Raw genomic sequence first — 18072 nt, 5'->3', positions numbered from 1 at the left:
GCCGAGACCGGGTTACCCCGGATCATTTCGTCGCGTGGACCCCCTCACCTTGGTCCCGCTACTATGCAGATGCAGCATTTGAAACGGGAATTCAAGGTGGCACGGGAAAAGAACGAAAGCGATGCAGACCAAGAGGTTGCATCAGACGACAGCGAGCATCTGGCAAAGCTGAACGCGAATCTGGCCAAGGTCGAGGCGCTGTCAAAGCGTCTTGTCGCGGCGATGGGCCAGCGCTCGCCTGCCGATGTCGGTCTGCAAGGCCCGGGCCAGGATCTCTACATGAAGGCCGGCATGGCCTACTGGGCAGAGATGCTATCAAACCCCGGAAAAATGCTTGAAACGCAGGCCCAATATTGGGGTCAGGCCATGTCGCATTTCATGGAAATGCAGAACGCGCTGGCCGAGGGAAAGATGCCGCTTCTGCCCGACGATGATCTGCCGTCCGACAAACGCTTCGCCAACCCACTGTGGCGCACGCACCCTTATTTCAACTTCGTCCGTCACCAATACACGATGGGGTCCGAGGCGATCCGTCAGGCCGTGGCCGATCTTGAGGGGCTGGAGCCGAAGGACAAGTACCGGGTGGAGTTCTTCGCCAACCAGGTGATCGAGCTGTTCTCACCCACCAACTACTTTGCCACCAACCCCGATGCCCTCGAAAAGGCGGTGGAAACGGACGGCGAAAGCCTTGTGCACGGGCTAGAAAACCTCGTGCGTGATATGGAGACCCATCAAGGGGAGATCCTGCCCACGCTCGCCGACCCCACGGCTTTTGAAGTCGGTGGGAATATCGGGACGTCCGAGGGCAGCGTTGTCTACCGCAATCGCATGATGGAGCTGATCCAATACGCGCCGAAGACGGACAAGGTGCACAAGACACCCCTCATCATCTTTCCGCCCTGGATCAACAAATTCTATATTCTCGATCTCAAACCGCAGAACAGCCTGATCAAATGGATTGTCGAGCAGGGCTATACGCTATTCGTCGTCAGTTGGAAAAACCCCGACGCATCTTACGCGGATGTTGGCCTTGAGGACTATGTCGAGGATGGCTTCCTCACCGCGATCGATCAGGTGAAAGAGATCACGGGCGAAAAGCAAGTCAACGCAGTGGGCTATTGCATTGCAGGCACGACGCTCAACCTGACGCTTGCCCTTATGAAAAAGCGCAAGGACAAGTCGGTCAAATCCGCCACGTTCTTCACGACGCTCACCGATTTCTCGGAGCAGGGGGAATTCACACCTTTCCTGCAAGATGACTTTGTCGAAGCGATTGAGCGCCAGATCGATCAGGACGGAGTGCTGAGCAGCTATTTCATGTCCAGAACCATGTCCTTCCTGCGCTCAAAGGATCTGATCTACGGCCCCGCCGTGCGCAGTTACATGATGGGCGAGGCGCCGCCTGCCTTTGATCTGCTGTTCTGGAACGGCGACAGCACGAACCTGCCCGGCAAGATGACGATGCAATATCTGCGTGGCCTGTGCCAAGGCAACGGCCTGGCGAATGACGGGTTCGAATTGTGCGGTGAAACGCTTTCGCTGAAGGATGTGACGGTTCCCCTTTGCGCCGTCGGTTGCAAGACCGACCATATCGCCGCCTGGGTCGACAGCTTCCGCGGGGTGACCAAGATGGGATCAAAGGACAAGACCTTCATCCTGTCGGAATCCGGCCATATCGCAGGAATTGTGAACCCGCCTTCGAAAAAGAAGTATGGCCATTTCACAAATGCCGATGTCTCGGGCACGGCAGAGGATTGGCTGGCGGCGGCTGACTTCAACGAGGGCTCCTGGTGGCCGTTGTGGGAGAAGTGGCTGGCCAAGCGGTCGGGCGCGATGGTCACGGCGCGTGACCCGGGCGCGGATGGCCAGGAGATTCTTGCGCCAGCCCCCGGAATTTACGTGAAAGAAGGCAAAGCAGCCTGATTTCATTGCATTCTTTCTATATGCTGCAGCGCAGAAAAATACTTGACTTTCTGCACTGCAGCACGCATATATTGTGCACACGCAGCAATCGCCCGTTCCGGGTAATATGACGACTGGAGAATTTTGAGATGGCAAAAGCAGCCGCAACCCCCGACTTCACCAAATACATGTCCGAAATGATGGCATCGTTCCCGATGGACATGTCCGCTTACACCGACGCGTTCAAATCGCAGGCCGCAACCGGCGAGAAGATGGCCAAAGTTGCCCTCGACGCCGCCGAGAAATCCACCGAGATCTCCTCGAAGTGGACCAAAGACACCATCGCAAAGATGGGTGACGTGGCCGCCGTTAAGGATGAGCCCGCCGACTACACCAAATCCATGACCGATTTCGCATCGGCTCAGGCAGAGATGGCCGCTGAAACCATGGCCGCTTTCGCCGAAGTCGCGAAAAAAGTGCAGATGGAAACGGTTGAGCTGATGATGGCCGCTGGCAAAGAAGCCACCGAAGAAGCCACTGCAGCTGTCAAGAAGGCAACCGCCGAAGTGACGACCGCAGCCAAGAAAGCAACCGCGAAGTAAGCGCGGCCTTTCAGGCGACAGGATAGGCGCAGATCGGGTCCTCCCCCGAAACTGCGCTGATAGAAAGGCGGGCCCGCACATCGCGGCCCGCCTTTTCCTATTGTGGGTGCCGATAGGTCAGCGTCTGTGCGGTCGCATCCGTCTGGTCCACATGGAATCCTGCCTTTTCCAACACACGCGCCGAGGCCGGATTGTCGCGCGCGACGCCCGCGCGTAAGTGTTGCCCTTTTGATTGAGCCACAAGGCCGCGCAACATCTCCGACCCGTATCCTCGGCCCCAGGCAGCTTCGCCAAACAGGTAGCCCAAATGAATGGGGCCATCTTGATCCGGTTGCACCGACAGCAACGCACCGATCAGCGCTCCATCCATGCGCGTGCGGACGAGGCAAAGATCACTTTCCGTCATACGTGCGTCGATCCACGAGATTACGGCATCTGGCCCACTGCCAAGCTGCAGGGACATTGGCAGCGGCCCAAGGACGAGGGGGCTCAATAGACCGGTAAACTCCGCAGCAAGCGTTGTGCGGTCAAATCGTCCGCTCAAATGGCGCACGGAAAGCCGATCTGTTTCAAAGCCCCACATGTCACCCCACTAATTCCTATATAAGAAGTTTGCGAAAACGCCGATTGCATTGTCTCGCAAGTGCAGCGTAGGCTTCCTTGATGCTGCAGCGCAACGTACGCGCGAGGGGAGGGCAACAGACATGGCCGATGATGACCACCTGCTGATCAAACGCTACGCCTCACGCAGGCTCTACAATACTGAAACGTCCGACTATGTGACGCTGGAAGATATTGCCGGCTTCATCCGCGCCGGGCGCGAAGTGAAGATCGTCGATCTGAAGTCCGGGGATGATCTGACGCGCCAGTATCTTCTTCAAATCATTGCAGAACATGAAAGCCGGGGCGAAAGCGTTTTGCCCATCGCAGTGCTGACCGATCTGGTGCGCAGTTATACAGGTGCGGCCCAATCCGTTGTGCCTGATTTCCTCGCCATGAGCTTCGAGATGCTGCAACAAGGGCAGTCCAAAATGATGGACAATATGGCCGCAATCAATCCGATGGCCTCCATGCCCGGCTTCGACGCAATGCGCGCGCAGCAAGAAGCGTTCTTCAAGGCCATGACCGGAGGCATAGCGCCCGGCGCCAATGCCGATCATGCAGAGACACCTGAAGATGACGCAGCCCCGTCCGAGGAGTTGGACGAGATCAAACGTCAGCTTGCGGATTTGCAGTCAAAACTCAGCAAGATGTAGATGCGCGCCTTTCGCCTTTTTGCCCTGATCTGCGTGGCATTGTCGGTCTCGGGCTGTGCCTTCATCTCGGGGCTCTTCGGGGGCCCGGACGACGCGTATGAAAGCCCATACCTCGCCGCAATGGCCGATTACTCCCTTTGCGAAACCGCGCCTGATCCGCAGGCGCGCCAAGCTGCCGCCGTGCGGCTCGCGCAGGCCGCGGCCCAGATGCAGGCCGTCACGCACCCCCCAGTGACGGACATTTCTATGAGATGGACCGCGTCGTGGCGGCCAGCGAACGATGCCAGGCGACGCTTGCGAATTGACTGCCCGTCTTGCGGTCATCCGCCCCGGTCTGTGCCCTAATGTGAGCATGCCGAAGCTGCAGCATGCACTGACCCGCCGGGTCGGCGCAAAGTCCCGTTCGAAAGCGTTAAGAAATGGTGAAGAAAATCCACAAATTACTCTAAAAACAATTATTTAACCCATGGTTGCACGCGTGCAACCCGGCCTTTCACGCCACCTCGGCAAAGACCTGCTTCAGGGCCGCATCCAGCTTTTCACACATCTCATCCATCTGTCCGTCGGTCAGCGTGAAGGCAGGACACAGCACCACAGATTGACCCAACGGGCGGCAGATCAGCCCGTGATCCGTGCACGTATTGGCGATCCGTTCGGATACGCTCAGATGCCCCTCAAACGGCACCTTGCCGTCACGGTCGCGCACGGCCTCCAGCGCCCACATATAACCGACGCCGCGCAGCTCTCCGATATTCGGGTGGTCCGCCACCGCACGCAGACCGGCCTCCATCCGGCCCGCTCCCGCGCGCACCATGTCCAGCAGACCTTCCTCGATCACCACGTCGATTGCTTTCAGCGCAACCGCACAGCCCACCGGATGGCCGGAGGCCGTGAAGCCGTGGGGAAACTCCTCCACCGGATCAATCGCAGCTTGCAATCGGTCCGTCATCTCGGGCCCCAGCATCACTGCGCCCATCGGAAAGTAGCCTGCCGTCAGCGCCTTGGACGAGATGATGACATCCGGCACGAAATCATAGGTCTCGCAGCCCCAAACCTCACCCGTGCGCCCAAAGCCGCAAATGACCTCATCGGAGATCAGCGGAATGCCATGCCGCCGCAGTACCGCCTGCATCGCCTGGAAATACCCGGCCGGCGGCGGGATCACACCGCCTGCGCCCAGAACCGGCTCCGCAAAGAAGCCCGCGATCGTGTCGGCGCCTTCGCGCGCGATTACATCCTCCAATTCCGCCGCCAGCCGCGCCGTGAATTCCGCCTCGCTTTCGCCGTCCTCACTCTCGCGCCAATAGTGCGGACAGGTGAGGTGGACGAAGCCCTCCATCGGCAGGCCGAACAATTCGTTGTATGGCTTCGCAGTCATCGAGGCCGCCACCGCCGTCACCCCATGATAGGCATTGCCGCGCGTCAGGATCTTGCGCTTTTGCGGTGTGCCCTCGGCTTTGGCCATGAACCACAGCATCTTGACCATAGTGTCGTTCGCCTCAGAGCCCGAGTTGGTGTAGAACACCTTTCCCCTGTCCCACGGCGAGACGTCGATCAGCCGCTCAGACAGAGCCACGGTCTGGTCCGACATCCGGCCGAAAAAGGCGTGGTATCCGGGAAAGCGATCATACTGCGCCTTTGCCGCTTCAATCAGTCCCATGTGGTCAAATCCGGCAACCATGTTCCATAGCCCAGAATTGCTATCGAGGTACTTTTTCCCGTTGGTGTCGAACACATAGGGACCTTCCCCATGGGTGATCACAACGGTGCCGCGTTCGCGGATCGACGGAAGATCAGTGAAGCCGTAAAGCGAGTGCGCTTCGGCGCGGGCTTCCCAGGAATTTGGGGCGTGGGTGTTCATGGCAGGCCTCCCTTTGCGGATCACGCTACGCGCGCCGCCCGCGCCCCTCAATATGTGATTTCAGTGCGGTGGGCGGGTCGCTCGATCCACTCAAAATAGCGCCGCCTCAGATCCAGCGCGACCGGTCCCGCCGCGCCGTTGGAATAGCGCCGTTCGTCCACCCGCGCCACGGGGATAACGCCACCGCCGGAGGAGGAAAGGAACACCTCGTCGGCCTCAAGAAATTCTTCCAACGGAAGCGGGCGGGTCTCCACATTCATCCCCGCCTCTTGGGCCATCTCCAACACCGTGCGCCGGCTGATCCCGTGCAGCACCCCATGGTCGGAGGTGACGAGCCTGTCGCCGAAGACAGCGAACGCATTGAAGCCCGGCCCTTCGGTCACATTGCCGGAATGGTCGAGCAGCAGAACCGTCTCGAACCCGTTATCCTTGGCCTCGAACAAGCCCGCCGGTGAAATCGCCCCAATGGTAGTTCTTGACCGTCGGATCCACGCTGTCGGCGGGAATACGGCGGACACGTTTGGCGATCCAGACAGAGGTGCCTTGCAGCGCTGCTTCGGGTTTCACGATATGAACGTAGGGCACGCACCAGGCGTAGAAGTGGTTCTCGCAATCGCGTGGGTCGCGCGAGCCGGGAACCGGATTGCGGCCCCGCGCCGCGACCATGGCGACATAACTGTCGCGCAGGCCGGCGGTTGAAACCATCTCGGTCAGTGCCGCCTTCACACCGTCCGCGTCCATCCCGGTATTGAGCCGCAACGCGCTGACCGAAGCCATGAACCGCGCCACATAGTCATCAAGCCGAAAAAACCCGCCTTTCCAGACGGGTACGACATCATACGCGATATCGGAATGCGTGACGCCCCAATCGGTGACGGGTAGGGCGGCCTCTGCAATAGGAACAATGCGGCCCTGCCAATGGGCCGCGCCTTTGGAAAGATCGGACATGAGCCGAGCGTGCCAAGACACACGTCAGCCCGCAACCAGAGTTTTCTAGAAAACTCTGGGCAGACGTTCTTTCCAGGCCGCAAGCGCGTCGCGCTACGCGGCGCGTGCGCCTTTGATCTCCTCCGCGGCATCCACAAGCGCCTGCGCGATGAAATCGAGGTCAGGCTTTTGCAGCCGCGCGGGCAGGCGGACGTCGCAGGCCCGCATCAGCATGGCGCGGGTTTGCGGCAGCTGAGGCAGATCACCGGGAATGAACTGCCAATTCCAGAACGCGCGCGCATTGTCCGTGCTTAGCCCGAAGACCTGAACCTTCACACCGCGCGCTGCAGCGGCCTCTGCGAAGGCGCGCGCCTTCGCGTCGCTTTCAAACCCAACCAGGTTGAACTGGATCGAGTCCGGCGCGCGATCCTCGGGCGCCAGAGCATCGGGCACAGCAAGCCAAGGCGATGCATTCAGCAATCCGGCCACGTAGTCGTGGTTTGCGCGTCCATCGCGGACACGGCGGGCCACTTCGGGAAGTTGCGGGCGGATAACCGCAGCCGACAGGTTCTGCATGCGAAGATTGTAAAGGGGCAGTTTGTTTTGCCAGCGCCCAAAGGCCTCGGCCAGATCCGCATCTTCGCCATGCTTCTTCCAATTGTGCTCATATGCGCCGGACATGATGACGGCGCGCGCGACCAGGTCGGCATCGTCTGTCACCAGAATGCCGCCTTCGCCTGCATTCACCAGCTTGTAGGACTGGAAACTGAAACAGCCGACCTTGCCGATCGTGCCGATCTTGCGGCCGTGCCAGGTTGTGCCAAGCGAATGCGCGGCATCTTCGATGACAGGGACACCTGCGGCGTCACAGGCTTCCATAATCGCATCCATGTCCGAGGTATGGCCGCGCATGTGGCTGATGATCACGGCATCAACGCCCGGAAGTTTCGCGCGGAAGTCAGCCACATCGATGCGGTAATTGTCACCGACTTCACACAACACAGGCTGCATTCCCGCATGCACGATGGACGACGGGACAGCCGCAAACGTGAAAGCGGGGATCATGACCTTTGCCCCTTTGGGCAAGCCAAGCGCCTCTAGCGACAAGAACAAGGCCGCCGAGCAGGACGAGACCGCCAGCGCGTATTTGGTGCCCATCAGCGCTGCAAATTCACGCTCCAGCAGGGCCACAGGCGCGTCGGACGGCGCGGTGTATCGGAACAGGTCGCCCGACAGAAGCAGGCGGTCAATTTCCGCACGGGCGGCGGCCGGAATGGGTTCCGCGTCATAGACGTTCGGGGCGGGGATATGGTCGAGAGACATACATTCACCTTTTTGAAATGTATAATTTCGATTCTCTTATACTATGATTTGAACGGCCAAGGGAATCCCCAAAGGGCGCGACATGGCGTCAATCCGCCGAAGTGTTCTAAAGGCCGATACGGTCCCGCAGGGCGAACCACGTCATGGCCAGGGTCAGAATCGGCGCGCGGAGCGCTGTGCCGCCGGGAAAGGACGGCACATTGAGTGCCTCGAAACTCGTCAAACCCTCTTCCTGTCCCAACACGGCCTCGGCCATGACGCGACCTGCCATTCCCGACAACGCCACGCCTTGCCCGGAAAAGCCTGCGCCCGAAAGAATGTTAGGGGCAACCCGCGCCACGTGAGGCAGGCGCGTGGCTGTGATCCCCAGCGATCCCCCCAGACATGGTCGATCTTGACGCCAGCCAGTTGGGGAAACAGCCCCTCCATCCGTGCAATCAACGCGGTCTGGATGTCCGATGGAAAGCCGATGGAATAGCTTTCGCGTCCGCCAAACAGAAAGCGCTTGTCTGGGTCGAACCGGTAGTAATTCACCACGAACTTGCTGTCTGCCACGGCGATGTCGCGGGCGAGGACCTCCTGCCAGCGGTCGGGCAGGGGCTCGGTCGCCGCGATGAAAGAGTTTATCGGCATGACCTTGCGGTTCACGGCAGGCAGAATGTTCGGCAAATAGCCGTTGCCTGCAACGATCACATGGCCCGCCTCGACCTGCCCACGCGGGGTGCGAAGCAGGACGCGCGCGCCTTCGGTGACACTTTCCACCTCGGTGCGTTCAAAGATCGAAGCGCCAGCCGCCTCTGCCGCGCGTCCCAGTGCCAAAGCGTAGGCCAGTGGCTGGAGATGCCCGCCGGACGGATCAATGGTACCGCCCTGGTAGAGCGGGGATTTCACGACCTCGGCGAAGGCGTCTTTGCCGAGCACTTCAACCTCCAGCCCGTAATGGCGGGCCATGTGGTCGGCCTCCATCCGCGCTTCGGCCAGATGCAGCTTGTCGTACTCGCCATGGGCAATTCCGTCTTTTAGCGCCGTCTCCGGATGGTCGGCGCAGAAGCTGCGCAGTTGCGCCTTGGCTGCCTCCGCCAAATCCCAAAACGCATGGGCGCGGTCTTGCCCGTATTTCGCCTCCAACGTGGATTGCATCATGTTGAAACCGGAATGGATTTGCCCGCCATTGCGACCCGACGCGCCGAACCCGACCCGGTGGGCGTCCAGAACCACGACCTCACGCCCCGCGTCCGCAAGCGTTTTGGCGGCCCATAACCCGGTAAACCCGGCGCCAATCACCGCAACATCCACCTTGATCTTGCCCGTCAACGGAGCGCGGTCCACTGGCGTCAGGCCCGCCGCATAGGAGGATGGCGCATGGCGGCCGGGCGTGTCGTTGCGATAGAGTGGGTTCATGGGAACAGACGATCTTCCGGCGGGCCGGTGGGTTCGGTCGCGGATGGCGGGCATTCGATAAACACCTGCTCCCCTTCCCGCATGGCGCGCAGGTTCTCGCCGGTCAGACAGCCCGCTTCGATCAATTCGCTCAAGGTCGTTGGCGTTCTGGCCTGTATCTCTAATGGAGCGTCAGTTGCGGTCTCTACTGCGGGCCCAGGCACCCATAATGGACCATCCCAAAGCAATACGCCCAACGCCAAGCCACTGGCTGCGATCAGGGCTGTCTCCACCCACCAAGTCCTGCTGCCCGGCAGGCTCATGGCGCGACCACGTAATAGCCGAAGATCACTTCGGGTTCGGCATAGTCGGACAGGCTGAGCGTATCGCGCACATCAAAGACAACCACGCGATGTGTGTATTCCTCAGGCGTGCCCGGAAGCTCGCGTTCGGCCAACACCTCTGGCAGACGCGCGGCGAGGATTTCGTCTGCGGGTGGGTTCGCGGGAACGGGCCAGTCATACGCCTCAACCGCTTCGCGCAGGGCATCTATATCTTCCGTTTCCACCCAGATCCGTGCGCTTGGGTTGAACTGCGGAAGGTAGCCGTCGCTTGCCAGAAATCCGGTTTGCTCGACGGCTTGAAGATCGGTCGCCCGGTCAATGATCTGGTACTGGCTCCATTGTCCGCCGGTGCTGATACGGTCAAACTCTACACCAAACGGCAAAGTGCTTCGAAAATCCGCCAGTGCGACTTCGAACGCGGCCCGCTCTGCCGTCCCTCCATAGCTTGTGTTCGCGTCCCATGGGCCGAACGTCGTGGGCAGGTCCAGCCAGACATAGCCGTTGAAGCGCTGCGCGGGGTCCGGAAGCCCCTCCAAACCATGGGCCACAAAGTGGCCCGGCCTGGTGCGCAAATCGGCCGCGAATGCACGGGCAGCGGCGGCACCCGTGATGGTCTCCAATTCGTAGACAACCGGTTGCGCGGCGGCGTCCAGCCCGGCCAGATCGTAGGGCGAAGTGGGTGGGCCTTGGCGCGGACATTGGCCGGTGTAGCATGTCAGCGTCGCAACCTCGTGGCCGTCCTGGAACAGGCTGACCATGGTGGCGCGGGTGCCATTGCCGGGCGGGCTGAGGAAGAGGATCGACAGCAAGACCATCCCCGTCTCGGCGCTCCGGTTGTCGGTGAAAAAGGCACTGTCTGCGGCACTGGAAAGCACCGCCGGGTCGGTCACGGCAACCGGCTCGGGCAAGCCGGTAAAGGCGGGGTGCAGGATGATTGCGGCCCCGGGAGACGCCGGATCGAACCCTTCAGTCTGAAGAAATTGGACCTGCTGTGGGCCTGCTTCCACAGCGGGAGCTGCACCTGTCGGGTTACTGAATCCTTCGACAAAACCGTCGAAGATCCCGCCGATCATGCGGGCGAAAATATAGACGGCAAGCGCCCCCAGAATGGCCAAAGTGCCAAGCGTGATCAGGCTCACTTTCAGCCAGACCGGCACTACACGTTCAGGAGCAGATGCTCCCGCTCCCAGGGTGAGATGACGTGCAGGAATTCGCTATATTCGAGTTGCTTGACGGCCGCGTAGACACGGCAGAATTCCTCTCCGAGGACCTGCTGCACGGCGGGGTTGGACTCCAGCAAACCCAAAGCATCACCAAGCCCGCGCGGAACGCCCGACTCGCTGGCATAGGCGTCGCCCTTGAATTCTTCCGATGGCCTGGTGCCCTCAACCAGCCCAATATAGCCGCAGGCAAGGCTGGCGGCGATCCCAAGGTAGGGGTTGCAATCCATGCCCGGCAGGCGGTTTTCGACGCGCCGCGCCTCTGGCCCACTGATTGGAACACGGATACCCGTCGTGCGGTTGTCGCGGCCCCATTCGAGGTTGATGGGCGCTGCAAAGTCGGGGACGTAGCGGCGGTAGCTGTTCACGTAAGGGGCAAGAAGCGCGATCACGGCGGGCAGGTTTTTCTGCATGCCACCGATGAAGTGCGCGAAGGCGGGGGTTTCGCCGCCCTGCGCATCGCTGAAGATATTCGCTCCGGTTTCCGCATGCACAACCGAATGGTGGATATGCATGGCACTTCCCGGCTCACCCGCGATGGGTTTGGCCATGAAGGTGGCGTAGCAGTCGTGGCGCAGGGCGGCCTCGCGGATCATGCGTTTGAAATAGAACATCTCGTCGGCCAGGCGCACAGGATCGCCGTGGCGCAGGTTCAACTCGATCTGGCCCGCGCCGCCCTCTTGCAGGATACCGTCGATCTCAAGCCCCATGGCTTCCGCAAAATCGTAGATATCGTCGATCACCTGCCCGTATTCGTCCACGGCGCTCATCGAATAGGCCTGCCGCGCGGCGGCCCGACGGCCTGAGCGGCCCATGGGCGGTTCGATCTCACGCGCGGGGTCGGTGTTCGGCGCAACAAGGTAGAATTCCATCTCGGGCGCCACGATCGGCTGCCAGCCCCGCGCGGCGTAGAGGTCGCAGACCCGTTTCAGGACATTGCGCGGCGCAAAAGGCACAGGCTGGCCCTGCTGATCGTCGATGTTGTGGATCACCTGCAGCGTCCAGTCCGCAGTCCACGGCGCAGGAATGGCCGTGTCCCAATCAGGCGTCAGGACCATGTCCGGTTCGGTGAAGCCATCGGCCACGTCATCGGCCCAATCGCCGGTAATGGTCTGGAAGAAGATCGAATTGGGCAGGTAGAACTGGGTTTGCCGCGCGAATTTCGCGCCGGGCATGGCTTTGCCACGGGCCACGCCCGCGAGGTCCGCAACGATGCATTCGACCTCGTCCAGCACCCGGCCTTCAAGATAGGTCTGCGCGACCTCTGGCAGGTTCTCGATCATGATTTCAGCCGTGTGGCGGTGGCATCCGCCCCTTCCAGAACGTCCGCAAGCCAATCTGCGACAAAGCGGTTGTCGTTGGCCTGCCCCAGCTTGGCCTGCGCCGCGCCCGTAACCGCAGGGGGAAGGGCCTGGCCGCGGGTTTCGATCAGCGTCTCGACCACGCTGTCCTCGAATTCGGGGTGCGGCTGTACGGTCAGAATGCGCGGACCGATTGCCATGATCGCATTGGCACAAAAGTCCGAGCTTGCGTGGATGGTTGCGCCTTCGGGCAGGTCGGTCACCTGATCCTGATGCCAGGCGTTCAGCTTCAGCGTGCTGTCGCCCAACCGATATTCCGTCCGCCCGGCGGACCAGCCGCCCGGCCATTTCACCACGATCCCGCCAAGGGCCTGCGCGATGATCTGATGCCCGAAACAGGAGCCAACCATGGGGCGGCCCGAGGCGCGAATGGCGCGGATCAGATCCTCAAGCGGTGGGATGAAGGCGTGGTCCTCATAGGCGCCGTGTTTCGAACCCGTGACCAGCCAGGCATCCGCGGCTCCGGGGCCATCGGGAAATTCCATATCGACCACGGACCAGAGCGTCTGGGTAAACCCGCGATGGGCGAAAAGCTTGTGAAACAAGGTCTCGTAGGGGCCGTCTTTGGCGGCGACTTCGTCCGGGACGTGGCCGCATTGCAGGATGCCGAGGTGCATTTGGGCTTCGCTTTGTTAGGTGAACGGAAGGTATGAGGTGCCGCTTGGGGCGACAAGGGGGCACGCGCGTAGCAAAGCGCGTTTGATCCTTTCGAAGGGGTGCGCATCTGGCTCAGACGGTATCGAGATAAAGCTCCTGCTGCTCTTCCGGCGACAATTCGGCCATGTAGTGCAGTTCCTGCCTTTTGGTGGCGAGGAAGTTCGCGCGCAGCTCGGGCGTGAAGATGCGGGCGATTTCGGCGCTTTTGTCGAAAGCGTCGATGGCGGCCTCCCATGTGGTGGGCAAAAGCGGCAGGTCCTGCGCGTAGGCGCTGCCCTTGATGGCGGCTGGCGGCTCAGCCGCGCGTTCGATCCCGTCAAGCGCCGCGCCCAAAACGGCGGCGAGGAAGAGGTAGGGGTTGATGTCGCCGCCTGCGACGCGATGCTCGATCCGCCGCGCGGCGCCGGGACCAGAGGGGATGCGCAACGCGGTTGTCCGGTTCTCATAGGCCCAGGCGACCTTGGTGGGGGCGTGCGCCTCAGGCACGTAGCGATCGTAGCTGGAGGCATGCGGTCCGAAGATCAGCATAGATCCGGGCATTGCGGCGAGGCACCCGGCGACAGCGTGATGCAGGGTAGCGGACCCTTCCGGCGTGCCGTCGTCGAAAACATTGCGCCCATCCGCGTCGAGCACGCTGAAATGCGTGTGCAACCCGTTGCCCGCGTAATCGGGGTAGGGTTTGGCCATGAAGCTGGCGGCAAAGCCATGGGAGCGCGCGAGGCCGCGGGTCAGGATCTTGAACAGCCACGCATCATCCGCCGCCTTCATCGCGTCGGGTTGATGCATGAAGTTGATCTCGAATTGGCCCGGCCCAGCCTCGGAAATCATGGTGTCAGCTGGAATGTCCATGGCCTCACACGCATCATAGAGTGCGGTCAGAAAGCCATCGAAGGCGTCGAGCTGGCGCAGGGCGAGAATCTCGGCCTGTTGCCTGCGAATGCCGGAGCGGGGCGAGGGCGGTACGCGCAGCTCCTTCCCGCGGTCGTCGATGATGTAGAATTCCAGCTCGGTCGCCACAACAGGGGTCAGCCCACGCGCCGTGTAGCGGTCGATCACCCGGGCCAATGCATGGCGCGGGTCGCCATCGAACGGCGTGCCGTCTTCGTGGAACATCCAGATCGGAAGCAGGGCTGTGGGCGTCTCCAACCACGGAACTGGAACGAAGCCGCGTTCGGTGGGCTTGAGGATGCCGTCGGGATCGCCGGCCTCAAACACCAGGGTGCTGTCGTCGATATCCTCGCCCCAGATGTCGAGGTTCATCACCGAATAGGGAAAGCGTGTGCCTTCACTCAGCGCCTTGCCCGCGAACCGGCGCGCAATGCGCTTGCCGCGCGCTTGCCCGTTGAGGTCCGCGGCCACCATGCGGATCGACTTGATGGCTGGGTTTTCGAGGAGAAAATCGCTCATCTGATCAGGTTCGGTCGAATGCGCAACTTTTGCCGTTTTTCTTGTGGCAAATGGCGGTTCAGCCGTCGGTTGATCAATCCGAAGAACCCGATGACCAACAGTATCAGTAGGATGAAATAGCCTCCGACGATGGGATACGGAATGAACGGGTTGAAAGTGCGTTCCGCGAAATAGTTGGCGTAGTAGAGCGCATCTCCGCGTTGTTGAAAGGCCGGAAAACTGCTGAAAAAAATTAAAGCCGTGGACTGGAACAGAAAGATCGCTTCGTTCGTGTAGGCGGGCCAGGCCAGTCGCATCGTGGTGGGAAAGGTGATGCGGCGGAACTTCTTCCAGCCGGACAGGCCATAGGCATCCGCCGCCTCCAGATCGCCACGCGGGACGGACCGCAGCGCGCCGTAGAAAATCTCGGCGGCATAGGCGGATGTGTTGAGAAACAAGACGATCAACCCGCCAAGCCAGGCCCGGGCGAACCAGCGCGTCTCAGCCTCTATCGCGATGCCGAACAGCTCGAACTCGACGCCGACGCGGGGCAGCATCACAAACGCCTCGTACGCCATGAAGAACTGGATGAAGAGCGGCGAGCCACGGAAGAGGAAAATGAACCATTCTGCCGGTTTGCGCGTCAGCGGTGATTTCGATGCTTTCGCGACGGCAAGCGCGACGGCGAAGAAAAAGCCCAACAACAGTGCCACGGCGCCGAGGTAGATGTTCCACAACATGCCCGAGCCGATCAGCACGACCTGTTCACAAATCGTGATCTCGCCCTGCGGAAGCGCGCGCTGGCCAAATCCAAGCGCGCGGAAGGCATAGGCGGAGAGGGCCTCAGCACAGGTCATGCGGCAGCTCCGTTGGAATTATGTGTGGGGATGCGCGGGCCCGCCCGCCCACCCCAATTGGGGCTTCTGCCCCCAAGGCGTCTTTTCCTTATGGAAAAGATCGCCATCCCCCCGAGGTATTTGGAAAACGAGGAAGGCGTGAGATACGCTCATGCGGCGGCCCCCGCAGCGGTGGCCTGGCCGCGCGACAGGCTGTTGGTCAGGCGTTTCAGGACGATTTCCGAGACCTTGGTAAAGCCCAGATAGAAGACCAGCAGCGCAAGGAAGTACCAAAACCGCCAATCCGGGTGCGGATAGGCAAAGCGCGAATTGCGGGAGCCGCCGAGTTCGCGGGCCCAATAAACCACGTCCTCGATCCCCAGAAGGAACAAGAGCGGCGTCGCCTTGATCAGGATCATCCAGATATTGCTGAGGCCGGGCAGGGCATAGATCCACATCTGCGGCACAAGAATGCGCCAGAAGATCTGGCGCTGGCTCAGGCCGTAAGCTGCCGCGGTCTCCAACTGCGGGCGCGGCACAGCGTTCATCGCGCCGAATAGAACATTGCCGCAGAAGGCACCGAAGACGAGGGCGTAGGTGAAGACAGCAAGACCGAAATTGTAGATCTCATGCACCCATTGCGGCGCATTGCCCTGCGGTGTTCGGGCTTGATCACAAACGAGGAAATTCGCGCCCTGCCGGATCGGTTCATCCCAGTCGGGGCAGGTGATGAGGTGGCGGATATATTCGATGCCCTGATCCAACACGAGCACGAAGAACAGGAAGAATACGATATCGGGAATGCCGCGCACCATGGCGGTGTAACCCTTGCCGACCCAGCGCACAGGGGCTGTGCGCGCGCGAGAGGCTGTGGCCGCGAGAAAGCCAAAGGTCAGTGCGAGAGGGGCTGCGATGGCGAGGAGCGCGAAGACCACCAGGAAGCTCTGGTAGAACAGCATATGCACGCCGTTCGTCAGATAGCAGGAGAACCATTGGAAGGTCTCTAGCGTGGAGGGGTCTTCGCAGAAGCTGAACATGGGTGCCGTGGGGCCGAGGTCGGATTTACATATTTATGGAACAAAGAGGGGCGGGGGATAGCCCTAAAGTGGGGTCGGCGGGCAATTTCCGGGAAGTTGCAGTCGCGTGAGCCGTGGACCTTTGCCGCCGACCTCTCGCGTCGCGGGGCGGGCATTCGGCTTTATCGTGCCGCCAATGCGGAAAGCAGCGCTTGTGCTACGCCGTCGGGATCTTCCAACTGCGGGAGATGTCCCAGCCCCGGCAATTCGGTCAACGGCACGCCCACCAGATCGGCTAGGGCGCGGCCTCGGTCCAAGGGAATCCACGGGTCGTCTGCGCCCCAGAGGATGGCGGGCTTCGGCGTGAGCATGGCAAAGCCCGGCTCCACCTCTGCCGTGAACCGCTCATCTGCGAGCGCGAACTGGGCGTAGAAGGCGGCTTGTCCCTCGGCGCCGAGCCACGGTGCCACCAGCGCTTCGATATCTTCCCGAGGCAGGTCGCGGATCAGGGCGCCGCCGATATAGGCGCGTGCGATACCTTCATGAATATGGGGCGGGACGCCCAAGAACGTGTCCGCATGGCGGCCCACATGGTCGAAGAACCCCGACCCCCAAGGGCGCATGGCGACGACATTCATCAGGACCCAGGCAGAGAAGCGACGCCCATGAAGGATATGGGCGCGCAGGGTGACGGCACCGCCGAAATCGTGAGCCATCACGGCAGGCTCGGACAGGCCCCAATGATCCAGCATCTCGCCAAAAACCTCGCCTTGGGTATCAAGCGACATCGGGCGGGGGCCGGTTTTGTCGGACTGGCCGAACCCGGGCATGTCGTAGAGGTGGCAGGTGTAGTGCTTGCTGAGACGCGGGACCACGCGCGACCAACTGTACGACGACCACGGCCAGCCATGGGCCAGAACCAGTGGAGGGCCGGAGCCGATGCGGGTGGCGGCCACGGTGCCTGCAGAGGTCCGGTAGCGATCAGGAAGCTTCCATTTCATCGGCGCGTCCGGAGCCGTTCAAAAAGGGCCATGCTGATGCTTCCAACGATCAAAATCGCCAATGGCGAACCGAGCCCCAAAGTTGAAACGAGGCGGACAGTCACTGCCACGAACCAGTCGGTCGTGATCAAGGCGTAGAGTCCAACTCCTGCAACCCACAAAAGCGAAAGCGCGAGCCATGCTTTCAGCAGCCCGCGCTTCCAGTTTGTAGACGTGTCAGACACTTACCAGGTCTGGGTGCCTTCGCCGAACCACTCGATCAGCAGTGCGTTCAGCGAGCCATCTTCCTTCATCGAGGTGATCGCTGCGTCGAAGGCGGCAATCAACTCATCGCCCTCGCGCAGGCCCATGCCAACACCGCCGCCGAGAGGGACAGGCTCGAGGATGATCGACAGATCGGCGTCTTCATCCGCGATCTGTTGCAGGTAGTCGTTGTCGGCCAGAACGGCATCGGCTTCGCCGTTGCGAACGGCCGCGACGGTCTCGTCGGGCGTGGCGAATTCAATGAGCGTCACACCGTCGAGGCCTGCCAGATAGCCGGCCTGAATGGTGCCGGTTTGGGCAGCGATGGTGGCGCCGTCGAGTTCCAGCCCGTCATCCATCCCCATGAAGAGCGACGCGGCGGGCGGGATATAGGGCTGCGTGAAGTCGATGACTTCGTCACGCTCGTCCGTGATCGACATGCCCGCGATTATGGTGTCGTAGTTGCCCGATGTCAGGTTGGGGATGATCGAATCCCACTCGTTCGTGACCCATTCACAGGTCAGCTCAGCCCGTGCGCAGAGTTCATCGCCAAGCGCGCGCTCCAGGCCATCGACTTCGCCGTCATCATTGATGAAGTTGTAGGGAGGGTAGGCGCCTTCGGTGCCCATGCGGACAACGGAATGGCCATCGGCGAGTGCCATGCCAGCGGTAAGGGTCAACGCCGTGGTGGCGAGGATCAGCTTTTTCATGTGTATCTCCGTGTTGTGGCACAGTCCTTTTGGCGGCTGCACCTGTT

At 61.1% G+C, this 18072-nt stretch carries 17 protein-coding genes and 1 pseudogene; 3 read left to right on the top strand and 15 right to left on the bottom strand.

The features are described 5' to 3' along the window. Positions 1-69: 69 nt before the first annotated feature. Both ACZ1HK_RS08205 and ACZ1HK_RS08200 read left to right on the top strand, forming a co-directional pair. Entirely contained in the window at positions 70-1923 is a 1854-nt protein-coding gene (locus ACZ1HK_RS08205; RefSeq protein WP_472628294.1) for a PHA/PHB synthase family protein, read from the top strand. 128 nt (positions 1924-2051) lie between these two features. Next, positions 2052-2504 (top strand): Phasin, encoded by a 453-nt coding sequence (locus ACZ1HK_RS08200; RefSeq protein ID WP_472628293.1) that lies wholly within the window; start codon positions 2052-2054, stop codon positions 2502-2504. 97 nt (positions 2505-2601) lie between these two features. Here ACZ1HK_RS08200 and ACZ1HK_RS08195 read toward each other — a convergent pair whose 3' ends face one another. Further along, positions 2602-3087, bottom strand: a complete 486-nt coding sequence (locus ACZ1HK_RS08195) for a GNAT family N-acetyltransferase (RefSeq protein ID WP_472628292.1) — start codon at positions 3085-3087, stop codon at positions 2602-2604. Positions 3088-3208: 121 nt separating this feature from the next. On the opposite strand from ACZ1HK_RS08195, the gene phaR reads away from it, so the two are divergent. Further along, the gene (gene phaR, locus ACZ1HK_RS08190; RefSeq protein WP_472628291.1) at positions 3209-3760 is read left to right on the top strand and encodes a polyhydroxyalkanoate synthesis repressor PhaR; all 552 of its coding nucleotides are present in this window, start codon (positions 3209-3211) and stop codon (positions 3758-3760) included. Positions 3761-4253: 493 nt separating this feature from the next. Here the strand turns inward: phaR and ACZ1HK_RS08185 are convergent, their stop codons facing one another. From ACZ1HK_RS08185 to ACZ1HK_RS08120, 14 genes and pseudogenes are all read right to left on the bottom strand, one after another. After that, positions 4254-5621, bottom strand: coding sequence for an aminotransferase (locus tag ACZ1HK_RS08185; RefSeq protein WP_472628290.1), 1368 nt, complete (start codon positions 5619-5621; stop codon positions 4254-4256). Positions 5622-5668: 47 nt separating this feature from the next. Further along, positions 5669-6064, bottom strand: a complete 396-nt coding sequence (locus tag ACZ1HK_RS08180; RefSeq protein ID WP_472628289.1) for an aminotransferase class IV — start codon at positions 6062-6064, stop codon at positions 5669-5671. Further along, positions 6045-6569 (bottom strand): aminotransferase class IV, encoded by a 525-nt coding sequence (locus ACZ1HK_RS08175; RefSeq protein WP_472628288.1) that lies wholly within the window; start codon positions 6567-6569, stop codon positions 6045-6047. The genes ACZ1HK_RS08180 and ACZ1HK_RS08175 overlap by 20 nt, the downstream gene beginning before the upstream one ends. Before the next feature lie 93 nt (positions 6570-6662). Beyond that, positions 6663-7871, bottom strand: a complete 1209-nt coding sequence (locus ACZ1HK_RS08170) for a DegT/DnrJ/EryC1/StrS family aminotransferase (RefSeq protein ID WP_472628287.1) — start codon at positions 7869-7871, stop codon at positions 6663-6665. Between the two features lie 106 nt (positions 7872-7977). Then, positions 7978-9272: pseudogene (locus tag ACZ1HK_RS08165) on the bottom strand (NAD(P)/FAD-dependent oxidoreductase). Beyond that, a complete protein-coding gene (locus ACZ1HK_RS08160) occupies positions 9269-9406 on the bottom strand; it encodes a hypothetical protein (RefSeq protein ID WP_472628286.1) in 138 nt (45 codons plus the stop codon). Before ACZ1HK_RS08160 ends, ACZ1HK_RS08165 begins: the two are co-directional and overlap by 4 nt. 164 nt (positions 9407-9570) lie before the next feature. Then, entirely contained in the window at positions 9571-10734 is a 1164-nt protein-coding gene (locus ACZ1HK_RS08155; RefSeq protein WP_472628285.1) for a hypothetical protein, read from the bottom strand. Positions 10735-10751: 17 nt separating this feature from the next. After that, a complete protein-coding gene (locus tag ACZ1HK_RS08150) occupies positions 10752-12098 on the bottom strand; it encodes a glutamine synthetase family protein (protein ID WP_472628284.1) in 1347 nt (448 codons plus the stop codon). Beyond that, the gene (locus ACZ1HK_RS08145) at positions 12095-12793 is read right to left on the bottom strand and encodes a type 1 glutamine amidotransferase (protein WP_472628283.1); all 699 of its coding nucleotides are present in this window, start codon (positions 12791-12793) and stop codon (positions 12095-12097) included. The genes ACZ1HK_RS08150 and ACZ1HK_RS08145 overlap by 4 nt, the downstream gene beginning before the upstream one ends. 112 nt (positions 12794-12905) lie before the next feature. Further along, positions 12906-14240 (bottom strand): glutamine synthetase family protein, encoded by a 1335-nt coding sequence (locus ACZ1HK_RS08140; RefSeq protein ID WP_472628282.1) that lies wholly within the window; start codon positions 14238-14240, stop codon positions 12906-12908. Then, positions 14237-15076: an ABC transporter permease gene (locus ACZ1HK_RS08135; RefSeq protein ID WP_472628281.1), complete on the bottom strand. Its 840-nt coding sequence runs from the start codon at positions 15074-15076 to the stop codon at positions 14237-14239. Before ACZ1HK_RS08135 ends, ACZ1HK_RS08140 begins: the two co-directional genes overlap by 4 nt. A 149-nt stretch (positions 15077-15225) precedes the next feature. Continuing rightward, on the bottom strand, positions 15226-16092 hold the full coding sequence (locus ACZ1HK_RS08130) for an ABC transporter permease (protein WP_472628280.1): 867 nt from the start codon (positions 16090-16092) through the stop codon (positions 15226-15228). Between the two features lie 161 nt (positions 16093-16253). Then, complete coding sequence (locus ACZ1HK_RS08125) at positions 16254-17072, bottom strand: alpha/beta fold hydrolase (protein ID WP_472628279.1); 819 nt, start codon at positions 17070-17072, stop codon at positions 16254-16256. A 224-nt stretch (positions 17073-17296) separates the two neighbouring features. After that, on the bottom strand, positions 17297-18025 hold the full coding sequence (locus ACZ1HK_RS08120) for a transporter substrate-binding domain-containing protein (RefSeq protein ID WP_472628278.1): 729 nt from the start codon (positions 18023-18025) through the stop codon (positions 17297-17299). Between the last annotated feature and the right edge of the window lie 47 nt (positions 18026-18072).

Source organism: Gymnodinialimonas sp. JB5-7 (assembly GCF_055693405.1).
The sequence above is the reverse complement of the archived record's forward strand: the minus strand, read 5'-3'. Positions and strand labels throughout refer to the sequence as shown.